At 62.2% G+C, this 21,866-nt stretch carries 18 protein-coding genes; 9 read left to right on the forward strand and 9 right to left on the reverse strand.

The genetic code is table 11. The annotated features are described in order from the left end of the window. The first annotated feature begins 168 nt into the window (after positions 1–168). Positions 169–1,296 carry a ribonucleotide-diphosphate reductase subunit beta gene (locus ACFOW7_RS06915; protein WP_449252217.1) on the forward strand — a complete coding sequence of 376 codons (1,128 nt, stop codon included), beginning with the start codon at positions 169–171 and terminating at the stop codon, positions 1,294–1,296. A gap of 584 nt (positions 1,297–1,880) precedes the next feature. Here the strand turns inward: ACFOW7_RS06915 and ACFOW7_RS06920 are convergent. Further along, positions 1,881–2,369, reverse strand: a complete 489-nt coding sequence (locus ACFOW7_RS06920) for an FKBP-type peptidyl-prolyl cis-trans isomerase (RefSeq protein WP_378162463.1) — start codon at positions 2,367–2,369, stop codon at positions 1,881–1,883. Between the two features lie 30 nt (positions 2,370–2,399). Continuing rightward, positions 2,400–2,906 carry a peroxiredoxin gene (locus tag ACFOW7_RS06925; protein ID WP_378162465.1) on the reverse strand — a complete coding sequence of 169 codons (507 nt, stop codon included), beginning with the start codon at positions 2,904–2,906 and terminating at the stop codon, positions 2,400–2,402. Between the two features lie 39 nt (positions 2,907–2,945). On the opposite strand from ACFOW7_RS06925, the gene ACFOW7_RS06930 reads away from it, so the two are divergent. From ACFOW7_RS06930 to ACFOW7_RS06945, 4 genes are all read left to right on the forward strand, one after another. Continuing rightward, positions 2,946–4,067 carry a JmjC domain-containing protein gene (locus ACFOW7_RS06930; protein ID WP_378162468.1) on the forward strand — a complete coding sequence of 374 codons (1,122 nt, stop codon included), beginning with the start codon at positions 2,946–2,948 and terminating at the stop codon, positions 4,065–4,067. Between the two features lie 30 nt (positions 4,068–4,097). Then, entirely contained in the window at positions 4,098–4,511 is a 414-nt protein-coding gene (locus ACFOW7_RS06935; RefSeq protein ID WP_378162470.1) for a YchJ family protein, read from the forward strand. A gap of 411 nt (positions 4,512–4,922) precedes the next feature. Next, on the forward strand, positions 4,923–5,717 hold the full coding sequence (locus tag ACFOW7_RS06940) for a substrate-binding periplasmic protein (RefSeq protein ID WP_378162472.1): 795 nt from the start codon (positions 4,923–4,925) through the stop codon (positions 5,715–5,717). Positions 5,718–5,809: 92 nt separating this feature from the next. After that, positions 5,810–7,033: an AlkA N-terminal domain-containing protein gene (locus ACFOW7_RS06945; protein ID WP_378162474.1), complete on the forward strand. Its 1,224-nt coding sequence runs from the start codon at positions 5,810–5,812 to the stop codon at positions 7,031–7,033. Positions 7,034–7,322: 289 nt separating this feature from the next. On the opposite strand, the gene ACFOW7_RS06950 is transcribed toward ACFOW7_RS06945, so the two are convergent. The 7 genes from ACFOW7_RS06950 to ACFOW7_RS06980 form a co-directional block, all read right to left on the reverse strand. Then, complete coding sequence (locus ACFOW7_RS06950) at positions 7,323–9,488, reverse strand: primosomal protein N' (RefSeq protein WP_378162476.1); 2,166 nt, start codon at positions 9,486–9,488, stop codon at positions 7,323–7,325. A 359-nt stretch (positions 9,489–9,847) separates the two neighbouring features. Beyond that, the gene (gene hemE / locus ACFOW7_RS06955; RefSeq protein ID WP_378162478.1) at positions 9,848–10,918 is read right to left on the reverse strand and encodes a uroporphyrinogen decarboxylase; all 1,071 of its coding nucleotides are present in this window, start codon (positions 10,916–10,918) and stop codon (positions 9,848–9,850) included. Between the two features lie 169 nt (positions 10,919–11,087). Then, positions 11,088–11,546, reverse strand: coding sequence for a hypothetical protein (locus tag ACFOW7_RS06960; protein WP_378162480.1), 459 nt, complete (start codon positions 11,544–11,546; stop codon positions 11,088–11,090). Between the two features lie 259 nt (positions 11,547–11,805). Beyond that, complete coding sequence (locus tag ACFOW7_RS06965; RefSeq protein WP_378162482.1) at positions 11,806–13,509, reverse strand: glutamine--tRNA ligase/YqeY domain fusion protein; 1,704 nt, start codon at positions 13,507–13,509, stop codon at positions 11,806–11,808. Positions 13,510–13,765: 256 nt separating this feature from the next. Then, positions 13,766–14,743, reverse strand: a complete 978-nt coding sequence (locus ACFOW7_RS06970; protein WP_378162485.1) for a questin oxidase family protein — start codon at positions 14,741–14,743, stop codon at positions 13,766–13,768. A 274-nt stretch (positions 14,744–15,017) separates the two neighbouring features. After that, positions 15,018–15,896, reverse strand: a complete 879-nt coding sequence (locus ACFOW7_RS06975) for a GNAT family N-acetyltransferase (protein ID WP_378162487.1) — start codon at positions 15,894–15,896, stop codon at positions 15,018–15,020. 3 nt (positions 15,897–15,899) lie between these two features. After that, on the reverse strand, positions 15,900–16,253 hold the full coding sequence (locus ACFOW7_RS06980; protein WP_378162489.1) for a DMT family protein: 354 nt from the start codon (positions 16,251–16,253) through the stop codon (positions 15,900–15,902). A 66-nt stretch (positions 16,254–16,319) separates the two neighbouring features. Between ACFOW7_RS06980 and ACFOW7_RS06985 the strand changes: the two genes are divergently transcribed. The 4 genes from ACFOW7_RS06985 (at position 16,320) to pyrC (ending at position 21,664) form a co-directional block, all read left to right on the forward strand. Further along, positions 16,320–17,519, forward strand: coding sequence for a tetratricopeptide repeat protein (locus tag ACFOW7_RS06985; protein WP_378162491.1), 1,200 nt, complete (start codon positions 16,320–16,322; stop codon positions 17,517–17,519). Between the two features lie 48 nt (positions 17,520–17,567). Further along, positions 17,568–18,827 carry a L,D-transpeptidase family protein gene (locus ACFOW7_RS06990; RefSeq protein ID WP_378162493.1) on the forward strand — a complete coding sequence of 420 codons (1,260 nt, stop codon included), beginning with the start codon at positions 17,568–17,570 and terminating at the stop codon, positions 18,825–18,827. 571 nt (positions 18,828–19,398) lie between these two features. Next, on the forward strand, positions 19,399–20,562 hold the full coding sequence (clsB, locus tag ACFOW7_RS06995) for a cardiolipin synthase ClsB (protein WP_378162495.1): 1,164 nt from the start codon (positions 19,399–19,401) through the stop codon (positions 20,560–20,562). A gap of 64 nt (positions 20,563–20,626) precedes the next feature. After that, positions 20,627–21,664 carry a dihydroorotase gene (pyrC, locus tag ACFOW7_RS07000; protein ID WP_378162497.1) on the forward strand — a complete coding sequence of 346 codons (1,038 nt, stop codon included), beginning with the start codon at positions 20,627–20,629 and terminating at the stop codon, positions 21,662–21,664. The last annotated feature ends 202 nt before the right edge of the window (positions 21,665–21,866 follow it).

A 21,866-nucleotide genomic window follows, 5' to 3' on the forward strand; every position in this document is an offset into this window, starting at 1 on the left:
GAGGGCTCAGGCAGTCGCGACTGAGTACTGGTGCGACTGCCGATGCCGCCGTCCCGATCGGGCGGACGGACTATCGAAGGCGTCCGACACGGCGATGCCGGACGATTTCGACGCCGAATTCATCAAGTAAGCAAGATTTATCAGCAATTTCGCAAGACAGGAGCCGCCATGCTGAACTGGGAAGACGACACCGTGCAAACTCCGCGCCCCGCCCCGCAAACCCCCGCCCAACCGGGTACCGGCGCCCACCAGGCCGGCAGCATGAACGCGGTCAACCATGGACGGGTATCGGCAGTCGACAAGCGCATCATCAACGGCCAGACCGATGTGAATCAGCTGGTCCCGTTCAAATACAAATGGGCCTGGGAAAAATATCTGGCTACCTGCGCCAACCACTGGATGCCGCAGGAAGTGAACATGCAGCGGGACATCGAGCTGTGGAAGAATCCGAACGGCCTGACCGAAGACGAGCGTCGCATCGTCAAGCGCAATCTGGGCTTCTTTGTGACCGCCGATAGTCTGGCCGCCAACAATATCGTGCTTGGCACCTACCGCCACATCACGGCGCCCGAATGCCGTCAGTTCCTGCTGCGGCAGGCATTTGAAGAGGCCATTCATACCCACGCCTATCAATATATTGTCGAGAGTCTGGGTCTGGACGAGGCAGAAGTCTTCAATGCCTATCACGAAATCAAATCGATCCGCGACAAGGACGATTTCCTGATTCCGTTCATCGACACCCTGACCGACCCGAATTTCAAGACCGGCACCCCCGAAGCCGACCAGCAACTGCTGCGTTCGCTGATCGTGTTTGCCTGCATCATGGAAGGCATCTTCTTCTACGTCGGTTTCGTGCAGATCCTGTCGCTGGGCCGTCAGAACAAGATGACCGGCGCGGCGGAGCAGTATCAATACATTCTGCGTGATGAGTCGATGCACTGTAATTTCGGTATCGACCTGATCAACACGATCAAGCTGGAAAACCCGCATCTTTGGAACGAAGAGTTCAAGCAAAGCTTGATCGGCCTGTTCCAGAAAGCCGTTGACCTCGAATATGCCTACGCCGAAGACACCATGCCGCGCGGCGTGCTGGGCCTGAATGCTTCGATGTTCAAGGAATACCTGCGGTTTATCTGTAACCGCCGCATGCAACAGATTGGCCTGGAGCCGCTGTTCGCTGGTGCGACCAATCCGTTCCCGTGGATGTCGGAAATGATCGATCTGAAGAAAGAGAAGAATTTCTTTGAGACGAGAGTGATTGAGTATCAGTCGGGTGGGGCGTTGAGCTGGGATTGAAACAGAATTAGCAGACTCTCTGACGATAATTTCTGCGTCTTGTGCACTTGACAATACAACCATTCAGGTTGTGAAGTGAAAAGCTAAAAACGGCCCCATCATTGGGGCCGTTTTTTATTGCGACTGACAATACGACGAGCTTAGATCCTGTTATGCACTTCTATTGTAAGCCGCGTCCAGCCTAGCTTTGCGATCGATTTTTAGCTTCGTGGGGATGTAGCACTTTTCATGTATTTCACTCTTCCTCTCTGCTGGATACAAGAGGTGCTCCCTTGTAAATATTTAGTACATAACACCCTCTAGAAGAGAGATTGTCGGGGCAATTGTGTCATATGATTTTACTAGTGATGTATCCGCTTCCAGCTGGTTTAATGATATATAAAAGATTCGAATTAAATAAAAATCTGCCATGGTCAACGACGGATGAATATTTTCAATGTCAAATCCTCTCCCCGATAGATGGACGGTAATGAAAGAAGCTTTGAGAAAGGCTTTTGGTTTTTCTCTCGCTAAAGCTATATCAAGCTGGCGCAAAAAAAACGAGACGGCGGGCGAACCCGCCGTCTCGTCTTTTCGTGTACGACTTAGTGGTGGTGATGACCGTCCGGGCCGTGGGCGTGGCCGTGGGCCAGCTCTTCGTCCGAGGCCTTGCGCACGTCGGCGACGGTGGCAACGAAGCGCACGGTCTTGCCGGCCAGCGGGTGGTTGCCGTCGATCTCGGCCTTGCCATCGGCGATCTGGGTGACGGTGAACAGCATGTATTCACCGGTTTCCGGATCGTCGGCCTCGAACATCATGCCGACCTCGACTTCTTCGGGGAAGGCATCGAGCGGCTCGATACGGACCAGCGAAGCGTCGTATTCGCCAAAAGCGTCATCGGGTTCCATGGTGACGTCGATCTTGTCGCCGACCTTCTTGCCGTGGAGTGCCTCCTCGACCGTCGGGAAGATGCCGTCATAGCCGCCATGCAGATAGACCATCGGCGCATCTTGAGGCGTCTGGTCGAGCAGTTCACCGCTGACATCGAACATCTCGTAATTGAGCGACACGACGGTATTCTTGATGATTTCCATGAGGGGAGATTCCTGTTTTGTAATGGGCGCTCACGCGCCTAGTTGCTGAATAAGACGGAGGACCTCCGCCGCGTGTCCGCGCGGGCTGACGTGGTAAAGCGCATGGCGGACGAGACCGTCGCGATCGACGACGAAAGTCGAGCGGATCGTGCCCAATTTTATCATGCCGTTCCGCTCCTGCTCGCGCAGCGTGTAATACCGTCGCGATGCCTCGCCTTCGCCATCGGACAACAGGCGCACCTGCAAGCCATGTTTGTCGCGAAATTCCTCGTGGCAAAGCGGATCGTCGAGGCTGACGCCCAGGATGACGCTGCCGGCACGGTGGAACTTGTCGGCCAGCTCGGAGAACTCGATGGCCTCGACCGTGCAGCCTGGATCGTCGTCACGGTGATAGAAGTAAAGTACGACATGCTTGTCGCCGCGATAGTCCGATAGTCGCACCATTTCCATGGTGGCATCGGGCAGTTCGAAATCGGGGGCGGCTACTCCAGGAGACAGCATGATGTTTCCTCCCTGACGGCGCACGCTCGCGGTCATGCGATAATCGGAACCGGTTTCTTCTTCCTGTATACCTCAATGTCGAATCCGCCGCTGGCAGACCTGTCTCCCGCCACCTTCCTTGCCGACTACTGGCAAAAACGCCCGCTGCTGATCCGCAACGCCGTCGAACGCTTCGATTGGCTGCCCGACCTCGCCGAGTTGATCACGCTGGCCGGCCGCGATGAGGTCGAATCGCGGCTGGTCGAGCAACGCCAGGGCCGCTGGCGTTGTGAGAACGGACCGTTCAAGCCGGCCCGCTTCAAACGTCTGGCCGACAGTGACTGGACCGTTCTGATCCAGAACGTCAACCACCATATCCCCTTCGCTGCCGAGCTTTTGCACCGCTTCAACTTCATTCCGCAGGTGCGGCTCGACGATCTGATGATCAGCTATGCCCCGGCAGGCGGCGGCGTCGGACCGCATTTCGATTCCTACGACGTGTTCCTGCTCCAGGTCGGCGGCCGCAAGCGCTGGCGCATCTCGTCGCAGGACGATCTGGAGCTGGTCGAAGATGCCCCGCTCAAGATACTCAAACGTTTCCAATCCGAGCAGGAATGGGTGCTGGAGCACGGCGATATGCTGTATCTGCCGCCGCGTTTTGCCCATGACGGCGTGGCGCTCGAACCGGGCATGACCTGGTCGATCGGCTTTCGCGCGCCAAGTACCCAGGAGCTGGCCACTCAGTTTCTCGACTTTCTGCGCGACCGCATCAACCTCGACGGTCGCTATGCCGACCCCGATCTGCGCCCGACCGCCGAGCCGGCCCGCTTGCCCGAGGATTTCCTCGGCCGGGTATCGGCCATGCTGGCGCAGATCACCTGGGACGAAGCGCTGGTGCGTGAATTCGCCGGCTGCTATTTCAGCGAGCCTAAACCGCATGTGTTCTACGATTCGCCTGACGACCTGCCCGATGAGGACGAATTCGCCGCCGAACTGAGCGAGCGCGGGATTGTGCTCGATCTCAAGAGCGTAATGCTGTTCGACGATGAGCGCGTCTATCTCAACGGCGAAGTGCTCGATAGCGAGGCGGAAGCCCTGCCTGTACTGCGCCAGCTCGCCAACGAGCGGCATCTGCCGCCGGCTGATTATCCCGAAGCGGTCATCGAAGTGCTCTACCAGGCTTTCGACGACGGCTATCTGCAATGGCCGGCCGACTAACGGCTTTTCCCTACAGTTTTCCCTATTGCCATGTCCAAGAAATTCTCGTTTCCTGTCGATTGCCCCTGTGGCAGCGGCAAACCCTACAAGCAGTGCTGCGGCCCGTTCCATTTCGGCGACGACGCCCCGCCGACGGCCGAAGCGCTGATGCGTTCGCGCTACAGCGCCTACGCCATGCGGAAAACCGATTACCTGCTCGCTACCTGGCATCCGGAAACCCGGCCACAGGAACTCGATCTGAGCAGCGACACCACCAAATGGACCGGCCTGACCATCGTCACCACCGAAGGCGGCACGCCTAACGATCTCGAAGGCACGGTCGAATTCGTCGCCCGCTACAAGATCGGCGGCCGCGCCGCCAAGCTGGCCGAAAAAAGCCGGTTTGAGCGCATCGGTGGCCGTTGGCTTTATCTTGACGGCCAGGTTGAGGGCGACGAGGAGTGATTCTCAGCAAAAAGGGCACGAAAGTGCCCTTTTTTAGATATCTCTACCAACCTTAAAAAGATTTCGCGCCTTATTTTCCAATCAACCTCTATCGTTGGTTCCCCTCTCCTTCTTTCTCCGCATCTTGCCGCAGCCAGCAGCCAGCAGCCAGCAGCCAGCAGCCAGCAGCCAGCAGCCAGCAGCCACCTCAAAAACGGCAAGACATGAAACGATAAGTTCCTAATATTTTCCCAAATAGGCCTTGCATATATTTTGCAAGATTTTTTCTATTACTTATTCTCCCTTTTCCTTTTCCGCATTTCGTCGCCCAGCCTCTCCGTTGGGTCGCGCGCAAGTATCCGCTCCCTATACTGCAAACAGACTCAGCCTTATCGCCGCCCTGTGGCGGTTCATTTTCAGTGGGAGGCCGGCATGTCCATCCGCTTTATCAGTCTGATTGCCGCGCTCTGTCTGGGGCCACTGCTGGCGCTGGCGGAGCCGGTTGAATTCCACGTCGCCTATGAGGACAAGGACACGCCCGACCATACCGGGACGATCGATGTACCGGCCAATAATCCGGGCATCACGGTGGAGATGCTCAATATGCTGCCAAGCCGTATCCCCGAGTTGCGGCTGGTCTATTCGCGCAAACCCTGGGCACGCTGTCTGATGGAACTGGAAGCAGGCACGGCGGACGCCGTGTTTGCCAGCAGCTTCAAGACCGAGCGGCTCAAGATCGGCGTCTATCCGATGAAGAACGGCAAGGTGGACCGGACTTACCGGATCGACACCAAATCCTACAGCCTCTACAAACGCAAGGATTCCCAGGTGAATTGGGATGGCAGCCGGTTTGACAACGTCAGGCAGGAAATCGTCGCCATGCGCGGCTATGCGGTCGCCGACGATCTGCGCAAGCTCGGCATTGCGGTCCATGAGGTCGATCGTTCGGAAAATGCGTTTCGGATGGTATTGAGCGGTCGGGTCGACGGCTTTGCCCAGCTGACCGAGGTGGGCGATTACACACTGAGGAAATATCCCGATCTCAATCAGGCGATTATCAAGGTCGAAGTGCCGCTGGCGGTCAAGGATTACTACTTGCAGATCAGCCATGCCTTCTACAACCGCTATCCCGAGCTGAGCCAGACCATCTGGAAGACTCTGGCCGATATTCGCCAGGCCGAACAGGACCGGCTCAACGCCAAATACATGCCCTTCTATCAGGAATAGCCAGGGCTTTCATTTCCTGGTCCAAAGACGCAGCTATCGCTACGTGGCCGAGGGTCGGAAACCGTCAGGGGTTTGTGGCTGTCGGACAGACGATGACGCCCTGGGAACTGAACACCGACCTCTCCTGCCCACCCATCATCACCCGGGCGCTGGCGCTGATCGAGGCTGGCGCGCCCGATGGTGCCAGCGTGGCCGGGCGGCTGGGCGTGGACGAGCATTCCTTGCAGCACCTGTTCACCGCTCAGGTCGGCACGCCCATGGAGGCAGTGGCGACCATGCACCGGCTTTCACTGGCGCGGCAGCTACTCGACGCGACTTCCCTGTCGCTGGTCGATCTTGCCGATGTCGCCGGTTTCAGCAGTCTTCAGCACTTCAACGAAGCCTTCCAGACCATATTCAAGCACCCGCCCGGCAGCCGCAGATCTGACCGTTCAGGCGAAACGGGCCGTCTCCACGAGATCCGCCTGCTGCTGCCCTACCAACCGCCCTATGACTGGCCAGCCATGCTGACCTTTCTCCGTGCCCGTGCCATTTCGGGCATCGAAACGGTCGTCAATGGCGTCTACCAGCGCAGCTTCGACCTCCAGGGCGTGACCGGTGCGCTCAGTGTCGAGCCGGGCGCGACCGACGCACTGCAGGTCACGATACGCAGCGCCGCCCGCCCGCCTTTATTGCAGCTGCTTGCCCGGGTCAGGGCGCAGTTCGATCTGGCGGCCGATCCGCAGCGCATCGCCAGCCAACTGGGGCGGCATGCGCTGTTGGCGCCGCTGATTCAGGCCCGTCCCGGCTTGCGTCTGCCCGGATCATGGGACGGTTTCGAGCTGGCGGTGCGGGCAGTGCTCAACCAGCAGATCACTACAGCCGGTGCCATCCGGATCGCCGGCAAGCTGGTGCAACAGTTCGGTACGCCCGTGGCCGAGCCGCTGGCGCCTGGGCTGACCCATCTCTTCCCGACCGCAACGCGTCTGGCGGAAGCGGAGCTGAGCGCGCTCGGTTTACCCGGCGCCCGGCGCGCCGCGCTCAAGGGCGTGGCTGGGTTACTGGCCGCGCAGCCTGAATTGCTCGCCCTTCATGCCGAGCGGGAATCGGCGTTGGCGGCACTGCGGGCGATCCCGGGGATTGGCGACTGGACCGCGCAATACATTGCCTTGCGCGGCTTGCGCGATACCGATGCATTTCCGGCAGGCGACGTGGTGTTGCGGAAAGCCTTGAGTCGTCTTACCGGCATCGAATGTGATCAACGACAGGCCAAAGCGTTCGCCGAGGCTTGGCGGCCGTCGCGCGGTTATGCGGCGCAGTATTTGTGGGGGCTATGAAGAAGAGGAAGGTGGGCTTTTGCAGTAGATTGGATAAATACTTTCATATTTCTTTTTTTCTATCTATCTATCTATCAAATGTTTTGCATGTTTTCTAAAAAACGGGGTTTTTCTGTCTGCCGACGACCTCCCGCCCAGAGCATCTTCCCGTCAATTCGGCATCAGGTGCGTCCAGGAGACGTGAGGCTTAGTGGCGACGCCAATCAAACGGAAATGCACCCAAGCCGCCCGCAGCATCTCCTGTTCCGCAATAGCAGACCGGGACGCCAGGCTGCGCCAACAGCCGAAGCTATATTTCCAGCGGATCGACATCGAGCGCCCAGCGCACCTTGACGCCCTTGAGGGCACGCAGCGCACGCATCCAGTCGGCCAGCACCGACTGAAGCCGGCCGCGATGGGGCGATTGCAACAGCAGTTGTGCCCGTTCGCGGTCGTTGAGCCGTTGCATGGCGGCCGGAACCGGATCGAACAGCTCGACGCCGTCGCACAGCGGTGCCAGCGTGGCGGCCTGGCGCAGAAAAGCCAGCGCATCCTCGATCTCGGCAGCTTCGGCGCGCAGGACGGCCTGATGGACAAATGGCGGAAAGCTGGCGCGATGCCGTTCAGCCAGCTCTGAAGCGGCAAAAGCGGCGTAATCGCCCTGGGCCAGCGCTTCGTAGAGTGGATGCTCGGGGAAATCGGTCTGCACGATCACCTCGCCGCGATGCTCGGCGCGGCCGGCGCGGCCGGCGACCTGGGCCAGTTGGGCGTACAGCCGCTCGGCGGCGCGGAAATCGGCCGCGAACAGACCGCCGTCGGCACCGACCACCACCACCAGGGTCAGACGCGGGAAGTCATGGCCTTTGGCCAGCATCTGGGTGCCGACCAGAATATCGGCGCGGCCGCCGTGAATATCGTCGAGCGCGGCGGCAAAGCTGCCTTTGCGCCGGGTGCTGTCACGGTCGATCCGCAGCACCTGGGCATGGGGAAAGCGCGCGATCAGCAAGTCTTCGAGCCGCTGGGTGCCTTGGCCCAACGGACGTAGGTCCTGGTTGCCGCAGCCCGGACAGACCGGAGGCAGCCGGTCTTCCAGACCGCAGTAATGGCAGCGCAGCACACGTTCGCGCAGATGGAGGGTAAAGCGGGCCGAGCAACGGCGGCAGGCAGCCATCCAGCCGCATTCGCCGCACATCATGACTGGGGCGTAGCCGCGTCGGTTCAGGAACACCAGCACCTGTTCGCGTCGCGCCAGACGCTCGCCGATCGCTTGCAGGCTGTGACGGTGCAGCCCTTCTTGCAGCGGCTGCCGGCGGGTGGGCAGCAACAGCACCTCGGGCTGCTCGGCGCCCACCACGGCGCGCTGGCTCAGGCCCAGGCGGCGATAGCGGCCGATTTCGGCGTTATGCCAGCTCTCCAGCGCCGGGGTGGCCGAGCCCAGCACCACGGCCACACCGCGCTGGCGCGCCCGGTAGACCGCCATATCGCGCGCCGAATAGCGCAGGCCGTCCTGCTGCTTGAACGAGCTGTCGTGCTCCTCGTCCACGATCACCAAGCCCAGTTCCGGCATCGGCGTGAACACCGCGAGCCGGGTGCCGATCACCAGCCGGGCTTGCCCCGTGGCAGCCGCCACCCAGCCGGCGGCGCGCTCGCCGTCGGCGACCCCGCTATGGAGACTGACCAGCGACACCTTGGGGAAACGGGCGCGGAAACGGGTTTCCAGTTGTGGCGTCAGATTGATTTCCGGCACCAGCACCAGCACCTGACGCCCACGCGCCAGCGCCGCTGCGATGGCGCGCAGATAGACCTCGGTCTTGCCACTGCCGGTCACGCCATGCAGCAGGAAAGGCTGGAAGCCCTCGGCCGCGGCAATGGCCTCGACCGCGGTTTGTTGTTCGGCATTGAGCACAGGACCGACCGCATCGGCCGGATCGAACGGCGGCGGCACCGCTTGCACCGCCTTGACCCAACCGATGGCCAGCCATTGCTGCACCACCTTCCAGGCACCCGGCGCCAGCGCGCGCAGCTCGGCCTCGCTGCGGCTATGGGCCAGCTCGGTCGCCAACCGGTGTTGCATCACCGCCCGGGCCGGCAGCAATTGGCGCAAGGCCACGGCATCGACCGCCTGATAGCGCTGCGCTTCCTTGCTGCGGAACGGCGCCGGTTCGCGGAAGCGGCCGGGCAGCGCGGTATGGATGACCTGGCCCAGCGGGTGCTGGTAGTAGTCGGCGCAGAAATGGAACAGTTCGAGCAGATCGGCCGGCAGCGCCGGCATATCGTCGAGAATGGTCTCGACCGGCTTGATCGCGTATTGGCCGGCAGGCTCGGCCACCGTCTCGACGATCACGCCGACGCGACGCTTATTGCCGAACGGCACCACCGCCCGCCGGCCGATGTCGGCAGCGGTGGCCAGCTCTACCCGATAGTCGAAACAGCCAGCCAGCGGGACATCGAGGGCGACGCGAACATATTCGAACATTGTCAAACGAAAAATTTTTTGCCACGTCAGTCGGCGCTAAGTCACGGGTCCGACAGCGCTTTTCCAACTGTCCACAGAAACTGTGGATAATTTTGTGGGCAAGTTCTGGTTAAGTCGCTAAACCCCGGACGGAACAGGCAATTTGCTGGCTTGCCCAAAAAACGGGCAATCGGTTAAATCGTTGATAATCAACAACTTAACCTCAAAGCCCTGTTGCCACCCAGGCTGAAAGGGGCTTGACAGGTAGCGCTTCACTCTGAAAAGCCAGTGTGCATAAGTTACAAGCCACTATCGCGGCGATTTCTCAACAGATGCAGCCAAACCCCTGTTTTCCTGGGGAAAACCCCTGGTTTTCCGCTTCAGACCCCGGCGTGATAAGGAAGCGACAGACGGTGTACCGCATCGACCAGGGCCGCCACATGCTCAGGTGGAGTGAACTGGGAGATGCCATGGCCCAGATTGAACACATGGCCATGGCCCTGACCATAGTCGCCCAGCAGACGTGCCACCTCGCGCTCGATCATCGCCGGTTGGGCAAACAGCGCATTGGGGTCGAGATTGCCCTGCAAGGCCACCCGGTCGCCCACCAGCGCCCGCGCCGCGCCCAGATCGACGGTCCAGTCGAGCCCCACTGCATCGGCGCCGCAGCTGGCAATCTCGTCAAGCCACAGGCCACCGCCCTTGGTGAACACGATCACCGGCACCTGACGGCCATCGCGCTCGCGGGTCAGACCCGCGACGATACGCTGCATATAGTCGAGCGAGAATTCCTGGTATTTGCCGTAGGCCAGCGCCCCACCCCAGCTGTCGAAGATCATCACCGCCTGGGCCCCCGCTTCGATCTGGGCATTGAGATAGGCGGTCACGGCGCGGGCGTTGATGTCGAGGATATGGTGCAGCAGATCAGGCCGGTCAAACAGCATGGTCTTGATCCGGCTGAAGGTAGTCGAGCCGCCGCCTTCGACCATATAGCAAGCGAGGGTGAACGGGCTGCCCGAGAAGCCGATCAGCGGCACGCTGCCATCGAGCGCACGACGGATCTGGCTCACGGCATCGATCACATAGCCCAGATGATCGACCGGATCGGGCACCGACAGATTGCGGATTTCCCATTCCTCCCGGAGCGGCCGCTCGAACTTCGGCCCCTCGCCTTCGGAGAAATACAGCCCCAGTCCCATGGCATCGGGGATGGTCAGGATGTCGGAAAACAGGATCGCCGCATCGAGCGGATAGCGGGCCAGCGGTTGCAGCGTGACTTCGGTCGCCAGATCGGTGTTCTTGCACAGATCGAGGAAGGAGCCGGCGCGCTTGCGCGTCTCGCGGTACTCGGGCAGATAGCGCCCGGCCTGACGCATCAGCCACACCGGGGTGTAATCGGTGGGCTGACGCAGCAAGGCGCGCAGAAAGGTGTCGTTCTTGAGTTTGCTCATGCGGGAATCGCTTCCGGAATCGAAAGCTGGCGGCAACGGACCGGGACTGCCGTAGCGGTCGGTCCCCGCAAGGAGGACATAGCCGTGCCAGCTTTAAGAAATTTTAATTTTTAAACCAACAAGGCTATATGCCTTGCACAGCTATTGCAGAATTTTTTCTGCCAATAACTCAGCGCTTGATCACGCGCGCTTCGATTTCATAACCCTGCCCGAGCTTGTGCCGCTGCGGTGCCACACCACCGGCCTTGAGCGGCACCGTGGCGGAAAACACCTTTTTCGCGACCGGCACGAGCGGCTTGCACGACTCGGGTTTCTGCGCCTTGATCGCCTCGTCATGGCCTTCGACCAGATGATGTTCAAGATTCAAGATGGCACCGTCCTCACCGGGCTTGAGGCTGGCAGTCACGCCGGCAAACAGCCAGACCGAGTCGAGCTGCCGGGTGGGGGTGCATTGCAGACGCTGGTATTCGTCCTCGCTGCCGAAGCGGCCGGGACCCTCGTCCTGGCTATCGACGCTGCCCATCTGGACCACGTCGCCATCTTTGAGCAACTGGAACTGCACCGCGTACTGGGGCGCTGCCGCGCAATAGAGCGGCACCAGCGCCAGCAGCCAGAAAACAGGCTTCATCGCGGATATCCTTTGCGGTTGCGGAAGGCGCTGTCGCCTTCCGATAGTCGGGCTTTCCATCGGGCACTCTCCACCAGGTCGCCAGGCCAGTGGCCCTCCCTGCCCTGCCTGGCCTAAACCATGGCGGGGCCGGACGCCAGCGGTGCGTTACGCCTTGCGGCTGACGCAGCCTGTCCAGCGCCCGGGGCGGACCCGGGCTGAAGCGTCCTGGCGCCTCTGTGCTTGGACTGGGGCGCCATCTCGTCGTCAAGAACAGCGCTCAAGCCTGCTTGGCCCAGCTATCCTTGAGCCCCACCGTGCGGTTGAACACCACCCGGCCCGGGGCGTGGTCGTAGCGGTCGGTGACGAAATAGCCCAACCGTTCGAACTGATAGCGGGTCTCGGGCGCGGCATCGGCCACACAGGCTTCGATATAGCCTGTGCTGACGCGCAGCGACTCGGGATTGATAAAACCCTTGAAATCGAGATATTCGCCATCGGCGCCGCGCACCGCATCGGGCCGCAGCTCGGTGAACAGGCGGTCATACAGCCGCACTTCGGCCTCGATGGCGTGTTCGGCCGAAATCCAGTGGATCACACCCTTGACCTTGCGGCCGACCGGGTTCTTGCCCAGCGTCTCGTGGTCGATCGAGCAGCGCAGTTCGACCACCTGGCCGTTGGCGTCCTTGATGACCTCGTCGCACTTGATCACATAGGAATAGCGCAGCCGCACTTCGCCGCCCGGGGTCAGCCGTTGCCAGCCCGGCGGCGGCACTTCGGCGAAATCGTCACGCTCGATATACAGCGTGGCCGCCAGCGGCACTTCGCGCTCGCCGAATTCGGGATGGTTGGGATGGAAAGGCGCGCTGCGCGAGCCGGTCACGCCGGCTTCGAAATTGGTCAGCGTCACCTTGATCGGGTCGAGCACGGCCATCACGCGCGGGGCTTCGCTTTCGAGCACTTCGCGCACGGCGCCCTCGAGCACCGACAGATCGATCACATTCTCGCTCTTGGAGATCCCGCAGCGCTGGGCAAACAGCCGGATACCGGCGGCCGTATAGCCGCGTCGACGCATACCCGACACGGTCGGCATGCGCGGGTCGTCCCAACCGGCCACCAGCCCTTCGCTGACCAGTTGGTTGAGCTTGCGCTTGGAAGTGACGGTGTAGAGCAGTTCAAGCCGCGAGAATTCGATCTGTTGCGGGTGGCAGTCGATGCTGATGTTGTCGAGCACCCAGTCGTACAGCGGCCGGTGGTCTTCGAATTCCAGCGTACAGAGCGAGTGGGTGATGCCTTCGATCGCATCCGAGATGCAGTGGGTGTAGTCGTACATCGGGTAGATGCACCACTTGTCACCGGTACGGATATGGTGGGCGCGGCGAATCCGGTAGATCACCGGATCGCGCAGATTGATATTGGGCGAGGCCATATCGATCTTGAGCCGCAGGGTACGGCTGCCGTCGGCGAATTCGCCGGCCTTCATGCGGCGGAACAGATCGAGGTTCTCAGCCGGGCTGCGCTCGCGGTACGGGCTGGGCCGGCCCGGTTCGGTCAGATTGCCACGGTATTCGCGCATCTGTTCCGGCGTCAGTTCGCAGACATAGGCCAGACCTTTTTCGATCAGCTCTTCGGCGTAGCGGTAGAGCCGGTCGAAATAGTCGGAAGCCCATTTGACTTCACCGTCCCAGTCAAAGCCGAGCCATTTGATATCGTCCTGGATGGCCAGGGCGTATTCCTCGGATTCCTTCTCGGGATTGGTGTCGTCAAAGCGCAGATTGCAGTGGGAGTCATAACCCCGGGCGCGGTAGTCGTCCTGGATGCCGAAGTTGAGGCAGATCGACTTGGCATGGCCGACGTGCAGATAGCCATTGGGTTCAGGCGGGAAACGGGTGACGGTCTTGTCGTGTTTGCCCGCCGCCAGATCGGCATCGATCAGGTTGCGAATAAAGTTGCTGGCGACGGGGCTGTTGTTCTCGGTCGTCATAGTTGGGGCAGGATCAGATCGGATTATTGCAATCGGTCGAGTTTACCCGATTCCCCCTCACCTGAGCCGCCCTGCCGCTGACCGTATCGTCAGAAAGATGCCCGAGGGTCGGTGGCAAACGAAGGACAGCAGTGGATAGCTGGGGAGGGTGTGGTGAGGAGGAGGCAAAGGGATAAGCAAGAAAATTGCTTTTTCTTTTATTTACCTCACTATGACTAGCAATGATATTGCTCAATTTTTTCCAAAAATTCCCGGCTCAACTCAGCCCCACCGCCCGGGCGGCAATCGCCCGATAAAGCGGATTGGCATAGCAGGCCGCTTCTTCGCGGCAGGCATGCACCAGCTTGATCACATGCTCATCGTCGGCGGCCAGGGCGCGCAGTCGAATATCGGGCCAGTCGGCCCCTGTGGGCGGCTCGGCCGGCTGTCCGGGCAGGCTGGTCGTGCTGCTGAGCCAGGCCCCGACAAAGGCCGGCCATAGTGCAGGCAGCGGGTCGGCCGGAACGCGGCCATTGAGACAACGGATCGCATGGCACCCCGTGACGAGGTGCAGCAAGGTGAAGTTGGGGGTATGCCACAACAGTTCGGCCGCCGTACGGGCCAGCTCGGCCAGACTCAGCCCCGCCGGCAGTTGCCGGGTCTGCTCGGCAAATTCGGGCTGGCTGGCGATCCGCTCCACCCGGGCGCTGATGGTGCGCTCGGGCCAGTTCTGCCGCAGCGCAGGCTCCGCACCGATACGCCGTAGCCGGGCCAAGACGGACGCTGATTCCCCGGCGGAGCCTGGCCGGGCCAGTGGGAGTTTCAGATAGGTCGCCGCAAAGCTCGCCATGGCGTCGGCAATTTCGTTGTGATCCTCCACACGCAGGGCATAGGCGAGCCGGATCGGCCCATGAAAGGCCGCCGCGCCGCATCCCAGCAGCAAGGCCGGCAGATCGCGCCCCAGCACCACTTCGACGCCGTTGCGGGCGATTTCAGCCCGGTAGTGGCGCCGGTAGGCCGGGTAGAAATCGCGCTGACCAAGCCGGCCATGCCAGTCATCGAGCAGCCGGCCGTCGTCGTGGCAGGGCGACAACTGTGGCGTGTAGGCGTCCTGGAAAGCCGTCAGCCGCTGCGGATCGGCGCCCAGCTCGGCCAGGGCGACCAGGGTCATGGGCAAATGGTTGTAGAGCTCGAGATCGTGGTAGCGGTAGAAATGGTCGTAGTCGGCATTGCGCCGCAGCAGCTCGTTCAGCATCGTTCTGTCTCCTCCTCGTTGACGCAGCGTGGCGTCTGCCCAGGGTTTTTACTGCCTTACCCAGCGATTCTAGGCAGCACGAAGCCTTTGAAAAAATCAATTAAAACAATTTAAGCAATTTGTAAAAACTATATAAATCGAACCGACCGATCATAGGACGGTCCGGCAGTCAGGCAGTACTGGCGCGGGATACGCCAGCGCATTTGCAGACAGTGCGGAGGTAGCCCTCTCAGAGCCCAGGCGTGTGGCACTCAACCAGGCTGGCGACGCCGCTTCAAACAGCGGGGCACTGCGCCTCGCGGCGCAGGCCGATGCCGCGATAGACCAGTGCAAAGCCGGCGCGCTGATAGAGCTTGAGCGCTTCGGGCTTGTCGTTGCGGACCGTGAGATTGACGGCGGACAGGTCCGGATCGGCATACGCAAGCGTCAGCGCCGCATCGAGCAAGGCCCGACCCACTCCCTGGCCGCGCCGGTCGGGCCGCACGGCCACATACTCGATATAGGCTTCGCGGCCATCGAGCTCAGGCAGCATGGCCAGATAGCCGAGCAGCTCGCCGTCTGCCTCGACCGTCAGCAGGTGTTCGCCCGGCCCGTTGCGGGCGGCCATGGCGGTGGCGTCGAGATAGGTATCGGGAAAGGCTTCACGATGGATCGCTGTCACTGCCGGCAACTGTCCGGGAGCGAACGGCGTGACCTGGAAGCGGCTCGGGACGGGCGCCGGGGCCGGGCGCTCGGACCGCATCACCTGGGCGCAGACATAGCGGGAAAAGCCGGCCGCCTCGACATCGGCGATCAGCGGGGTGGCCGGCGCATCGATATAGGCGTAGAGGCGACTGGCCTGATTCTCGGGCAGGGCGAGTGTCGCGGCAAGCACGGTGCGGCGGGCGGCGCTATCGGCCGGGTCGCGCGACCAGGGGCCATAGAGCCAGCCGTGGCCGTCACAGACATGAATACCACACAGCGCCTGCGGCACTCCGTCCTGCCACAAGGCCAGCCAGCCCCGGCCCAGGTCGATGCCTTCGCTGGCCAGATCGGCGGCGATGCCTGCGGGATCGCGGGCGATATGCAGGCAATGCTGGGTCGGATCGGAATTCGCCTGGGCAATCAGGGCCAGAACGGCCGCGTGCTGCGAGGGAACGAGCGGGGTGGGCATCGATCAGCTCCGGAACATGAAATAGACGGCCCCCATCAGGCACAGGCTGGCCCAGACGAAGTCCCATTTAAACGGCTGACCCATATAGAACATCGCAAACGGGATGAATACGGTCAGGGTGATGGCTTCCTGGATGATCTTGAGCTGGGCGAGGCTATAGACGCCATAGCCGATGCGATTGGCCGGCACCTGGAGCAGGTACTCGAACAAGGCAATCCCCCAACTGGCCAGTGCTGCCAGATACCACGGCTTGGCCGCCATATCCTTCAGATGGGCGTACCAGGCAAAGGTCATGAAAACGTTGGAAGCGATCAACAACAGTACAGTCTGTAGCGAGGCAGGAAGCGCAAGTGACATGGCGGATGCGGGGAAAGAATTTATTGATACAATCGCGAGCCAGAAAACAGCCGACCAGTGTATCAGATGCCCATTTCCCGCCTCGCGCCCGCGCTGTTGTGCCTAGGGCTGACCGTCCTGCCCGCCTCGGCCGACGAAGCCCGCGACGTGGCCGAACTGATCGGCCGGGGTCAGTCCAAAGCCGCCCTGGAACGGGTCGATGAGGCGCTGGCCAAACAGCCGCGTGACGCCCGGCTGCGCTTTCTGCGCGGCGTGGCGCTGGCCGAACAGCAACGTCCGGTCGAGGCCATCAGCGTGTTCGTTGCCCTGACTGCCGATCATCCCACCCTGCCCGAGCCGTATAACAATCTGGCGGTGCTGTACGCCCAGCAGGGAGAGCTCGACAAGGCGCGGGCGGCCTTGCAGCAGGCGATCCGCACCAATCCGGCCTATGCCACGGCCCATGCCAATCTGGCCGATGTCTATGCCAAGCTGGCTGCCCAGGCCTACGACCGGGCCTTGCAGCTCGATGTGGCCGAGCGCCGCTACGCCCCGCCGGCCGCCGGCACCCCCGCGCCGACCCAGCCCAAGCTGGCCTTGGTCAAAGAACTCTATACCCCGGTGCCGGGCACCCCTTCGGTGGTCGCGGCAGTAAGACCGGTGACGCCGCCCCCGGCCATCCCGGCCAAGCCGCCCGCGCCGATGGTGGTGGCCAGTGCGCCGCCGTCCAAACCCGTGCCGGTGCCCGTTCCGCCAGCGCCCACCCCGCCGCCTCCTGCTGTCGCAGCCAAACCGGTCCCACCGCCCCCAACGCCTGTGGTCGCCCCACCGGTCAGCAAGCCCGTGGCGGCAGCCCCGGCACCCGTCGCGGCCGTCCCGAGCACAAGCAAACCGGTCGATGCCACCGCGACCAAGCCGCAGCCGCCGGTCAAGCCCGATGCCGACAGGGCCGCCGAGGTCGAGCTGACCCGGGCGGTCAATGGCTGGGCCGATGCCTGGTCCGACCAGCGCGTCGCCGCCTATCTCGGCTACTACGGCCGCGCCTTCAAGCCGCCCAAGGGCGAATCGCGCGCAGCCTGGGAAGCCAGCCGGCGCGAACGGATCGCCGGTGCCAAGCGAATCGAGGTCAAGGTGCAGAACGTCCGGGTCAAGCTCAATGGCGACGAGGCCGAAGTCCGCTTCGTGCAACGTTACCGCTCCGACCGGCTCGATTCATCGACCGGCAAGACCCTGATCTTCCAGAAGCAGGGAGAACGCTGGCTCATCAAGGAAGAGCGAGTAGGATGATCGTCAGTGCTTTCCCTTTGCAGCCCGAACCGATAGGCAGTTAATCCGATGCGTTCCTGGTTCAAGATCGCCACTTGTCTGGCCGCCGGTCTCTATCTGGCGCCGCCCGCCAATTCGATGCACTGGCAACGCGGCAGCCCGGTGCCGCCGCAACTGACCGAACGCGCACCGAGTCTTGCCGCCGACACCCATCCGGAGCGGGTGATCGTGGCAGCCCTGACCGCCGTCCGGCAAAACCGGCTCGACGACGCCAACCGGCTGATCGACGCGCTGCTGGCCACCCGGCCCAATTACCGGCTGGCCCATCTGATCAAGGGTGATCTGCTGCTGGCCCGGGCCCAGCCGCTCAACCAGCTCGGCAACGCCACGCCCACCAGCGCCGACAAGCTCAACGACCTGCGCCAGGAAGCGCTGATGCGGCTGGCCCGCTACGGCGCGCCGACCCCGACCACGCAAATCCCGGCCAATCTGCTGCAACTGTCGCCTTCGCAGGAATATGCCGTCGTGGTCGATGCCAGCAGCGCCCGTATTTATGTCTTCCGCAACGACCAGGGCACGCCGCGCTATCTGGCCGACTTCTACGCCACCATCGGCAAGCTCGGTTTTGGCAAGAGCAAGGAAGGCGACCAGCGCACGCCTCTTGGCGTCTATTTTGTTACCGGTCATATGCCGCGCGCCGAACTCGACCAGCGCTACGGCGTGCAGGCCGAACTCTATGGCGTGGGCGCCTGGCCGCTGTCCTACCCCAACGAATGGGACCGCCAGCAAGGCCGCACCGGCCACGGTATCTGGCTGCACGGCGTGCCCTTCGATACCTACAGCCGCGCGCCCCAGGCATCCAACGGCTGCGTGGCGCTGTCCAATGCCGATATGAGCGCACTGGCCGCGATGCTCAAACCAGGCACGCCGGTGGTCATCACCCCCACGATCGAATGGCTCAAACCCGCCGAGTGGCAGGTACGCCAACAGGCCGCCCGCGCCGAGATCGACGCCTGGCGCCGCGATTGGGAAAGCCTCGATACCCCGCGCTATCTGTCGCACTACGGCCGCAACTTCCGCGTCGGCAATACCGATCTGAACAGCTGGAATGCCCAGAAAGCTCAGGTCAACGCCGGCAAGCGCTGGGCCAAGGTGGCGCTCAACGATCTGAGCCTGTTCTTCTACCCCACGGCCGACCAGCCGATGCTGATGGCCAATTTCGAGCAGGATTACCGCAGCGACAATCTGGAAAACCAGATGCGCAAACGGCTCTATCTGCAACGCGAACAGGGGGATTGGAAGGTGGTGTTCGAGGGGGCGGGACGGTAAGACGGATGGCTAAATAGAAAATTATCTGCAAATCATTTGCCATATCTGAAGCGGAAAATAAACAGAAATAAATAGTCTCCGCTTAACACTTTCCCATTCTTCCCATGCCCCACCCATCCCGCTGCCAAACGGCCCTGCCCGCCTCGGCAAGCACTCCAACCGGACACCACAGGCTTGGCCGTCCGGTCCCCCAGGCGGCTGGCGTGTGTCCGATCAGACCCATCGGACGGGTCCGCCACTGAGGTCGGGTCGGTGCAGGTGCTGAAGCATTTCCATTTAAAGCGGCGTCGCCAGCCTGGTGGAAGGCTACGGCCTGCGCTTTGAGGTCGGGACACTGACTCCGGCTTGACGAGAAATGCTCTGAGGAGGCGCAGGCTTGTTGGCGCCAGGCCAGCGGGAACAGCCATCCTGTTCGACGGTCGATGCTGCTACGCCGTCTTCCTGAAGCGGGAATGCGGTTTGCGGCGATAGCTGCCGCGACGGGTGGAGCGACTCCCGCCATGGTTTCTGCCGGATGGCCGCTTTGCGGCGATTGCGGCCCGACTATTTTCCCGATCCCCGGCCTGCTCGCATGCGCTATCAGCCGAATAACCAGATAACCCTGCTGATCAACGGTACCGACTATTTCCCGGCCCTGCTGAGGGCCATCGATGCCGCACGCGAAGAGATCTTTCTGGAAAGCTATCTGTTCGAGGCCGACGTCACCGGCCGTCAGGTTTCGGCGCGGTTGATGCGGGCGGCGCGGCGCGGGGTGCGGGTACAGTTGCTGATCGACGGTTTCGGCGCCGGCGATCTGCCCTGGTCGCTGCGTCGCAGCTTTGCCCGGGCCGGGGTGCGCCTGTTGTTCTTCCGACCCGAGGTGTCACGTCTGTCGCTCAAGCGGCAGCGACTGCGCCGGATGCACCGCAAGTTGGCGGCGATCGATAACCGGATCGGCTTTGTCGGCGGCATCAATATCCTCGACGATATCGACCAGCCCGACTGGCCGCCGCGCTACGACTATGCGCTGCGAATCGAAGGGCCGCTGGCGGCCGAATTGCGGCTGGCCGCCGTCAAACTCTGGCGGCAGGAATGCTGGCGCCAGCTCAAGCGCGACTGGTCGCGCCTGCCGCGCCGGATGACCCTGCCGCCGCCAGCGGGCGAGGTCTCGGCAGCGCTGGTGATCCGCGACAACTTCCGCCATCGCCGCGCCATCGAGAACGCCTATCTCGACGCCATCCGCCAGGCGCGCCACGAGATCGTGCTGGCCAATGCCTACTTCCTGCCCGGACGCAGCTTTCGCGCCGCTCTGGTCGCTGCGGCGCAGCGTGGGGTACGGGTGGTGGTGCTGTTGCAGGGTCAGGTCGATAACCCGCTGATCCATTACGCCACCCGCGATCTGTACCGCCATCTGGTTGACGCCGGGGTGGAGATTCACGAATACGTCAAAGGGCTGATGCACGCCAAAGTCGCGGTGATCGACCGGCTCTGGGTGACGGTGGGTTCGTCCAACATCGACCCGTTCAGCCTGATGCTGGCGCGCGAGGCCAATGTGGTGGTGCAGCATGCGCCGCTGGCGGCCGAGCTGCGCAAGGATCTGCAACGGGCGATCGAATCGGATTGCCAGCAGGTGGTGCCGGCGTCGTTGGTCAAGGCGCCATGGTGGCGGCGCCTGGTGCCGTGGTGTGCCTATCTGCTGGTGCGGCTACTGATGGAGATGACCGGTTACGGCCATCGCGAATACCGCGAGGAATAGCCGCCATCGCCAAAACTGCCTGCTTGGCCGGATAATCACGCTTGTCCCATTCGAGGTAGTCCCCATGAACTCGCTCACCCTGATCCGCCCCGACGACTGGCATCTGCACCTGCGCGACGGCGATGCACTCAAGGCCGTACTGCCCGACACCGCGCGCCGCTTCGGCCGCGCCATCGTGATGCCCAATCTGAAGCCGCCTGTGCGCACCGTCGAAGACGCTGCCGCCTATCGCGAGCGTATCCTGGCCGCACTGCCCGCCGGGCTGAACTTCGAGCCGCTGATGACGCTTTATCTCACCGACGTCACCCCGCCCGAAGAGATCGCCAAGGTCAAGGACAGCGGCTTTGTCAAGGCGCTCAAGCTCTATCCGGCCGGTGCCACCACCAATTCCGACGCCGGGGTCACCGACGTCAATAAAGTCCTGCCCACGCTGGCTGCCATGGCCGAATTGGGCATTCCGCTGCTGGTTCACGGCGAAGTCACCGACCCGGCCATCGATGTGTTCGACCGCGAAGCGGTGTTCATCGACCGGGTGATGAAGCCGCTGCTCGACAAGCTGCCCGACCTCAAGGTGGTGTTCGAACATATCACCACCCAGCAGGCTGCCCATTTCGTCTGGTGTGCCGGCGAGCGGGTCGGTGCCACCATTACCGCCCACCATCTGCTGATGAACCGCAATGCGCTGTTCACGGGCGGTATCCGGCCGCATCACTACTGCCTGCCAGTGCTCAAGCGCGAAGTCCACCGCGAGGCGCTGCTGGAAGTGGCGATCAGCGGCAATCCCCGTTTCTTCCTCGGCACCGACAGCGCCCCGCACGGCAAATCGACCAAGGAAGCGGCCTGCGGCTGTGCCGGCATGTATACCGCCCACGCCGGCATCGAGCTGTACGCCGAAGCGTTCGACGCCGCCGGCGCCCTCGACCGGCTCGAAGGCTTCGCCAGCCGTTTCGGCCCGCTGTTCTATGGTCTGCCGGCCAATGCCGACACCATCACCCTGACCCGGGAAACCGTCGAAGTCCCGGCCAGCCTGCCCTACGCCGGCGGCGACACCCTGGTGCCGCTGCGAGCCGGTGAAACGGTCGGCTGGAAGTTGGCCGACTGAGCAAGGTGGGTGAATTTGCCTTGGCGCCGTTCCAGCTAACTCGGCGTCAGCGGCTCCGGCCACGACGCATCAGGCTGAGGCCAATCAGCCAATGTTGCCAGTGACGCCACTTGCAAAGGAAATGCGCCAAGCGTGGCGTCCAGAACGGCCAGATGCATCAGTCGCCAAGCGGTATAAGGCCCGCTTGCCTCTGTCCGCCCAA

This window comes from Chitinimonas lacunae (genome assembly GCF_042650885.1).
GTDB lineage: Bacteria > Pseudomonadota > Gammaproteobacteria > Burkholderiales > Chitinimonadaceae > Chitinimonas_A > Chitinimonas_A lacunae.

Excerpts from the sequence above, each read along its gene's own strand:
- ACFOW7_RS06985 (WP_378162491.1), top strand. The coding sequence starts at position 16,320 with ATGCCCATTTCCCGCCTCGCGCCCGCGCTGTTGTGCCTAGGGCTGACC.
- ACFOW7_RS06980 (WP_378162489.1), bottom strand. The coding sequence starts at position 16,253 with ATGTCACTTGCGCTTCCTGCCTCGCTACAGACTGTACTGTTGTTGATC.
- ACFOW7_RS06960 (WP_378162480.1), bottom strand. The coding sequence starts at position 11,546 with ATGAAGCCTGTTTTCTGGCTGCTGGCGCTGGTGCCGCTCTATTGCGCG.
- ACFOW7_RS06935 (WP_378162470.1), top strand. The coding sequence starts at position 4,098 with ATGTCCAAGAAATTCTCGTTTCCTGTCGATTGCCCCTGTGGCAGCGGC.
- ACFOW7_RS06970 (WP_378162485.1), bottom strand. The coding sequence starts at position 14,743 with ATGCTGAACGAGCTGCTGCGGCGCAATGCCGACTACGACCATTTCTAC.
- ACFOW7_RS06945 (WP_378162474.1), top strand. The coding sequence starts at position 5,810 with ATGACGCCCTGGGAACTGAACACCGACCTCTCCTGCCCACCCATCATC.
- pyrC (WP_378162497.1), top strand. The coding sequence starts at position 20,627 with ATGAACTCGCTCACCCTGATCCGCCCCGACGACTGGCATCTGCACCTG.
- ACFOW7_RS06965 (WP_378162482.1), bottom strand. The coding sequence starts at position 13,509 with ATGACGACCGAGAACAACAGCCCCGTCGCCAGCAACTTTATTCGCAAC.
- hemE (WP_378162478.1), bottom strand. The coding sequence starts at position 10,918 with ATGAGCAAACTCAAGAACGACACCTTTCTGCGCGCCTTGCTGCGTCAG.
- ACFOW7_RS06930 (WP_378162468.1), top strand. The coding sequence starts at position 2,946 with ATGTCGAATCCGCCGCTGGCAGACCTGTCTCCCGCCACCTTCCTTGCC.
- ACFOW7_RS06975 (WP_378162487.1), bottom strand. The coding sequence starts at position 15,896 with ATGCCCACCCCGCTCGTTCCCTCGCAGCACGCGGCCGTTCTGGCCCTG.
- clsB (WP_378162495.1), top strand. The coding sequence starts at position 19,399 with ATGCGCTATCAGCCGAATAACCAGATAACCCTGCTGATCAACGGTACC.
- ACFOW7_RS06920 (WP_378162463.1), bottom strand. The coding sequence starts at position 2,369 with ATGGAAATCATCAAGAATACCGTCGTGTCGCTCAATTACGAGATGTTC.
- ACFOW7_RS06925 (WP_378162465.1), bottom strand. The coding sequence starts at position 2,906 with ATGACCGCGAGCGTGCGCCGTCAGGGAGGAAACATCATGCTGTCTCCT.
- ACFOW7_RS06990 (WP_378162493.1), top strand. The coding sequence starts at position 17,568 with ATGCGTTCCTGGTTCAAGATCGCCACTTGTCTGGCCGCCGGTCTCTAT.
- ACFOW7_RS06915 (WP_449252217.1), top strand. The coding sequence starts at position 169 with ATGCTGAACTGGGAAGACGACACCGTGCAAACTCCGCGCCCCGCCCCG.
- ACFOW7_RS06940 (WP_378162472.1), top strand. The coding sequence starts at position 4,923 with ATGTCCATCCGCTTTATCAGTCTGATTGCCGCGCTCTGTCTGGGGCCA.
- ACFOW7_RS06950 (WP_378162476.1), bottom strand. The coding sequence starts at position 9,488 with ATGTTCGAATATGTTCGCGTCGCCCTCGATGTCCCGCTGGCTGGCTGT.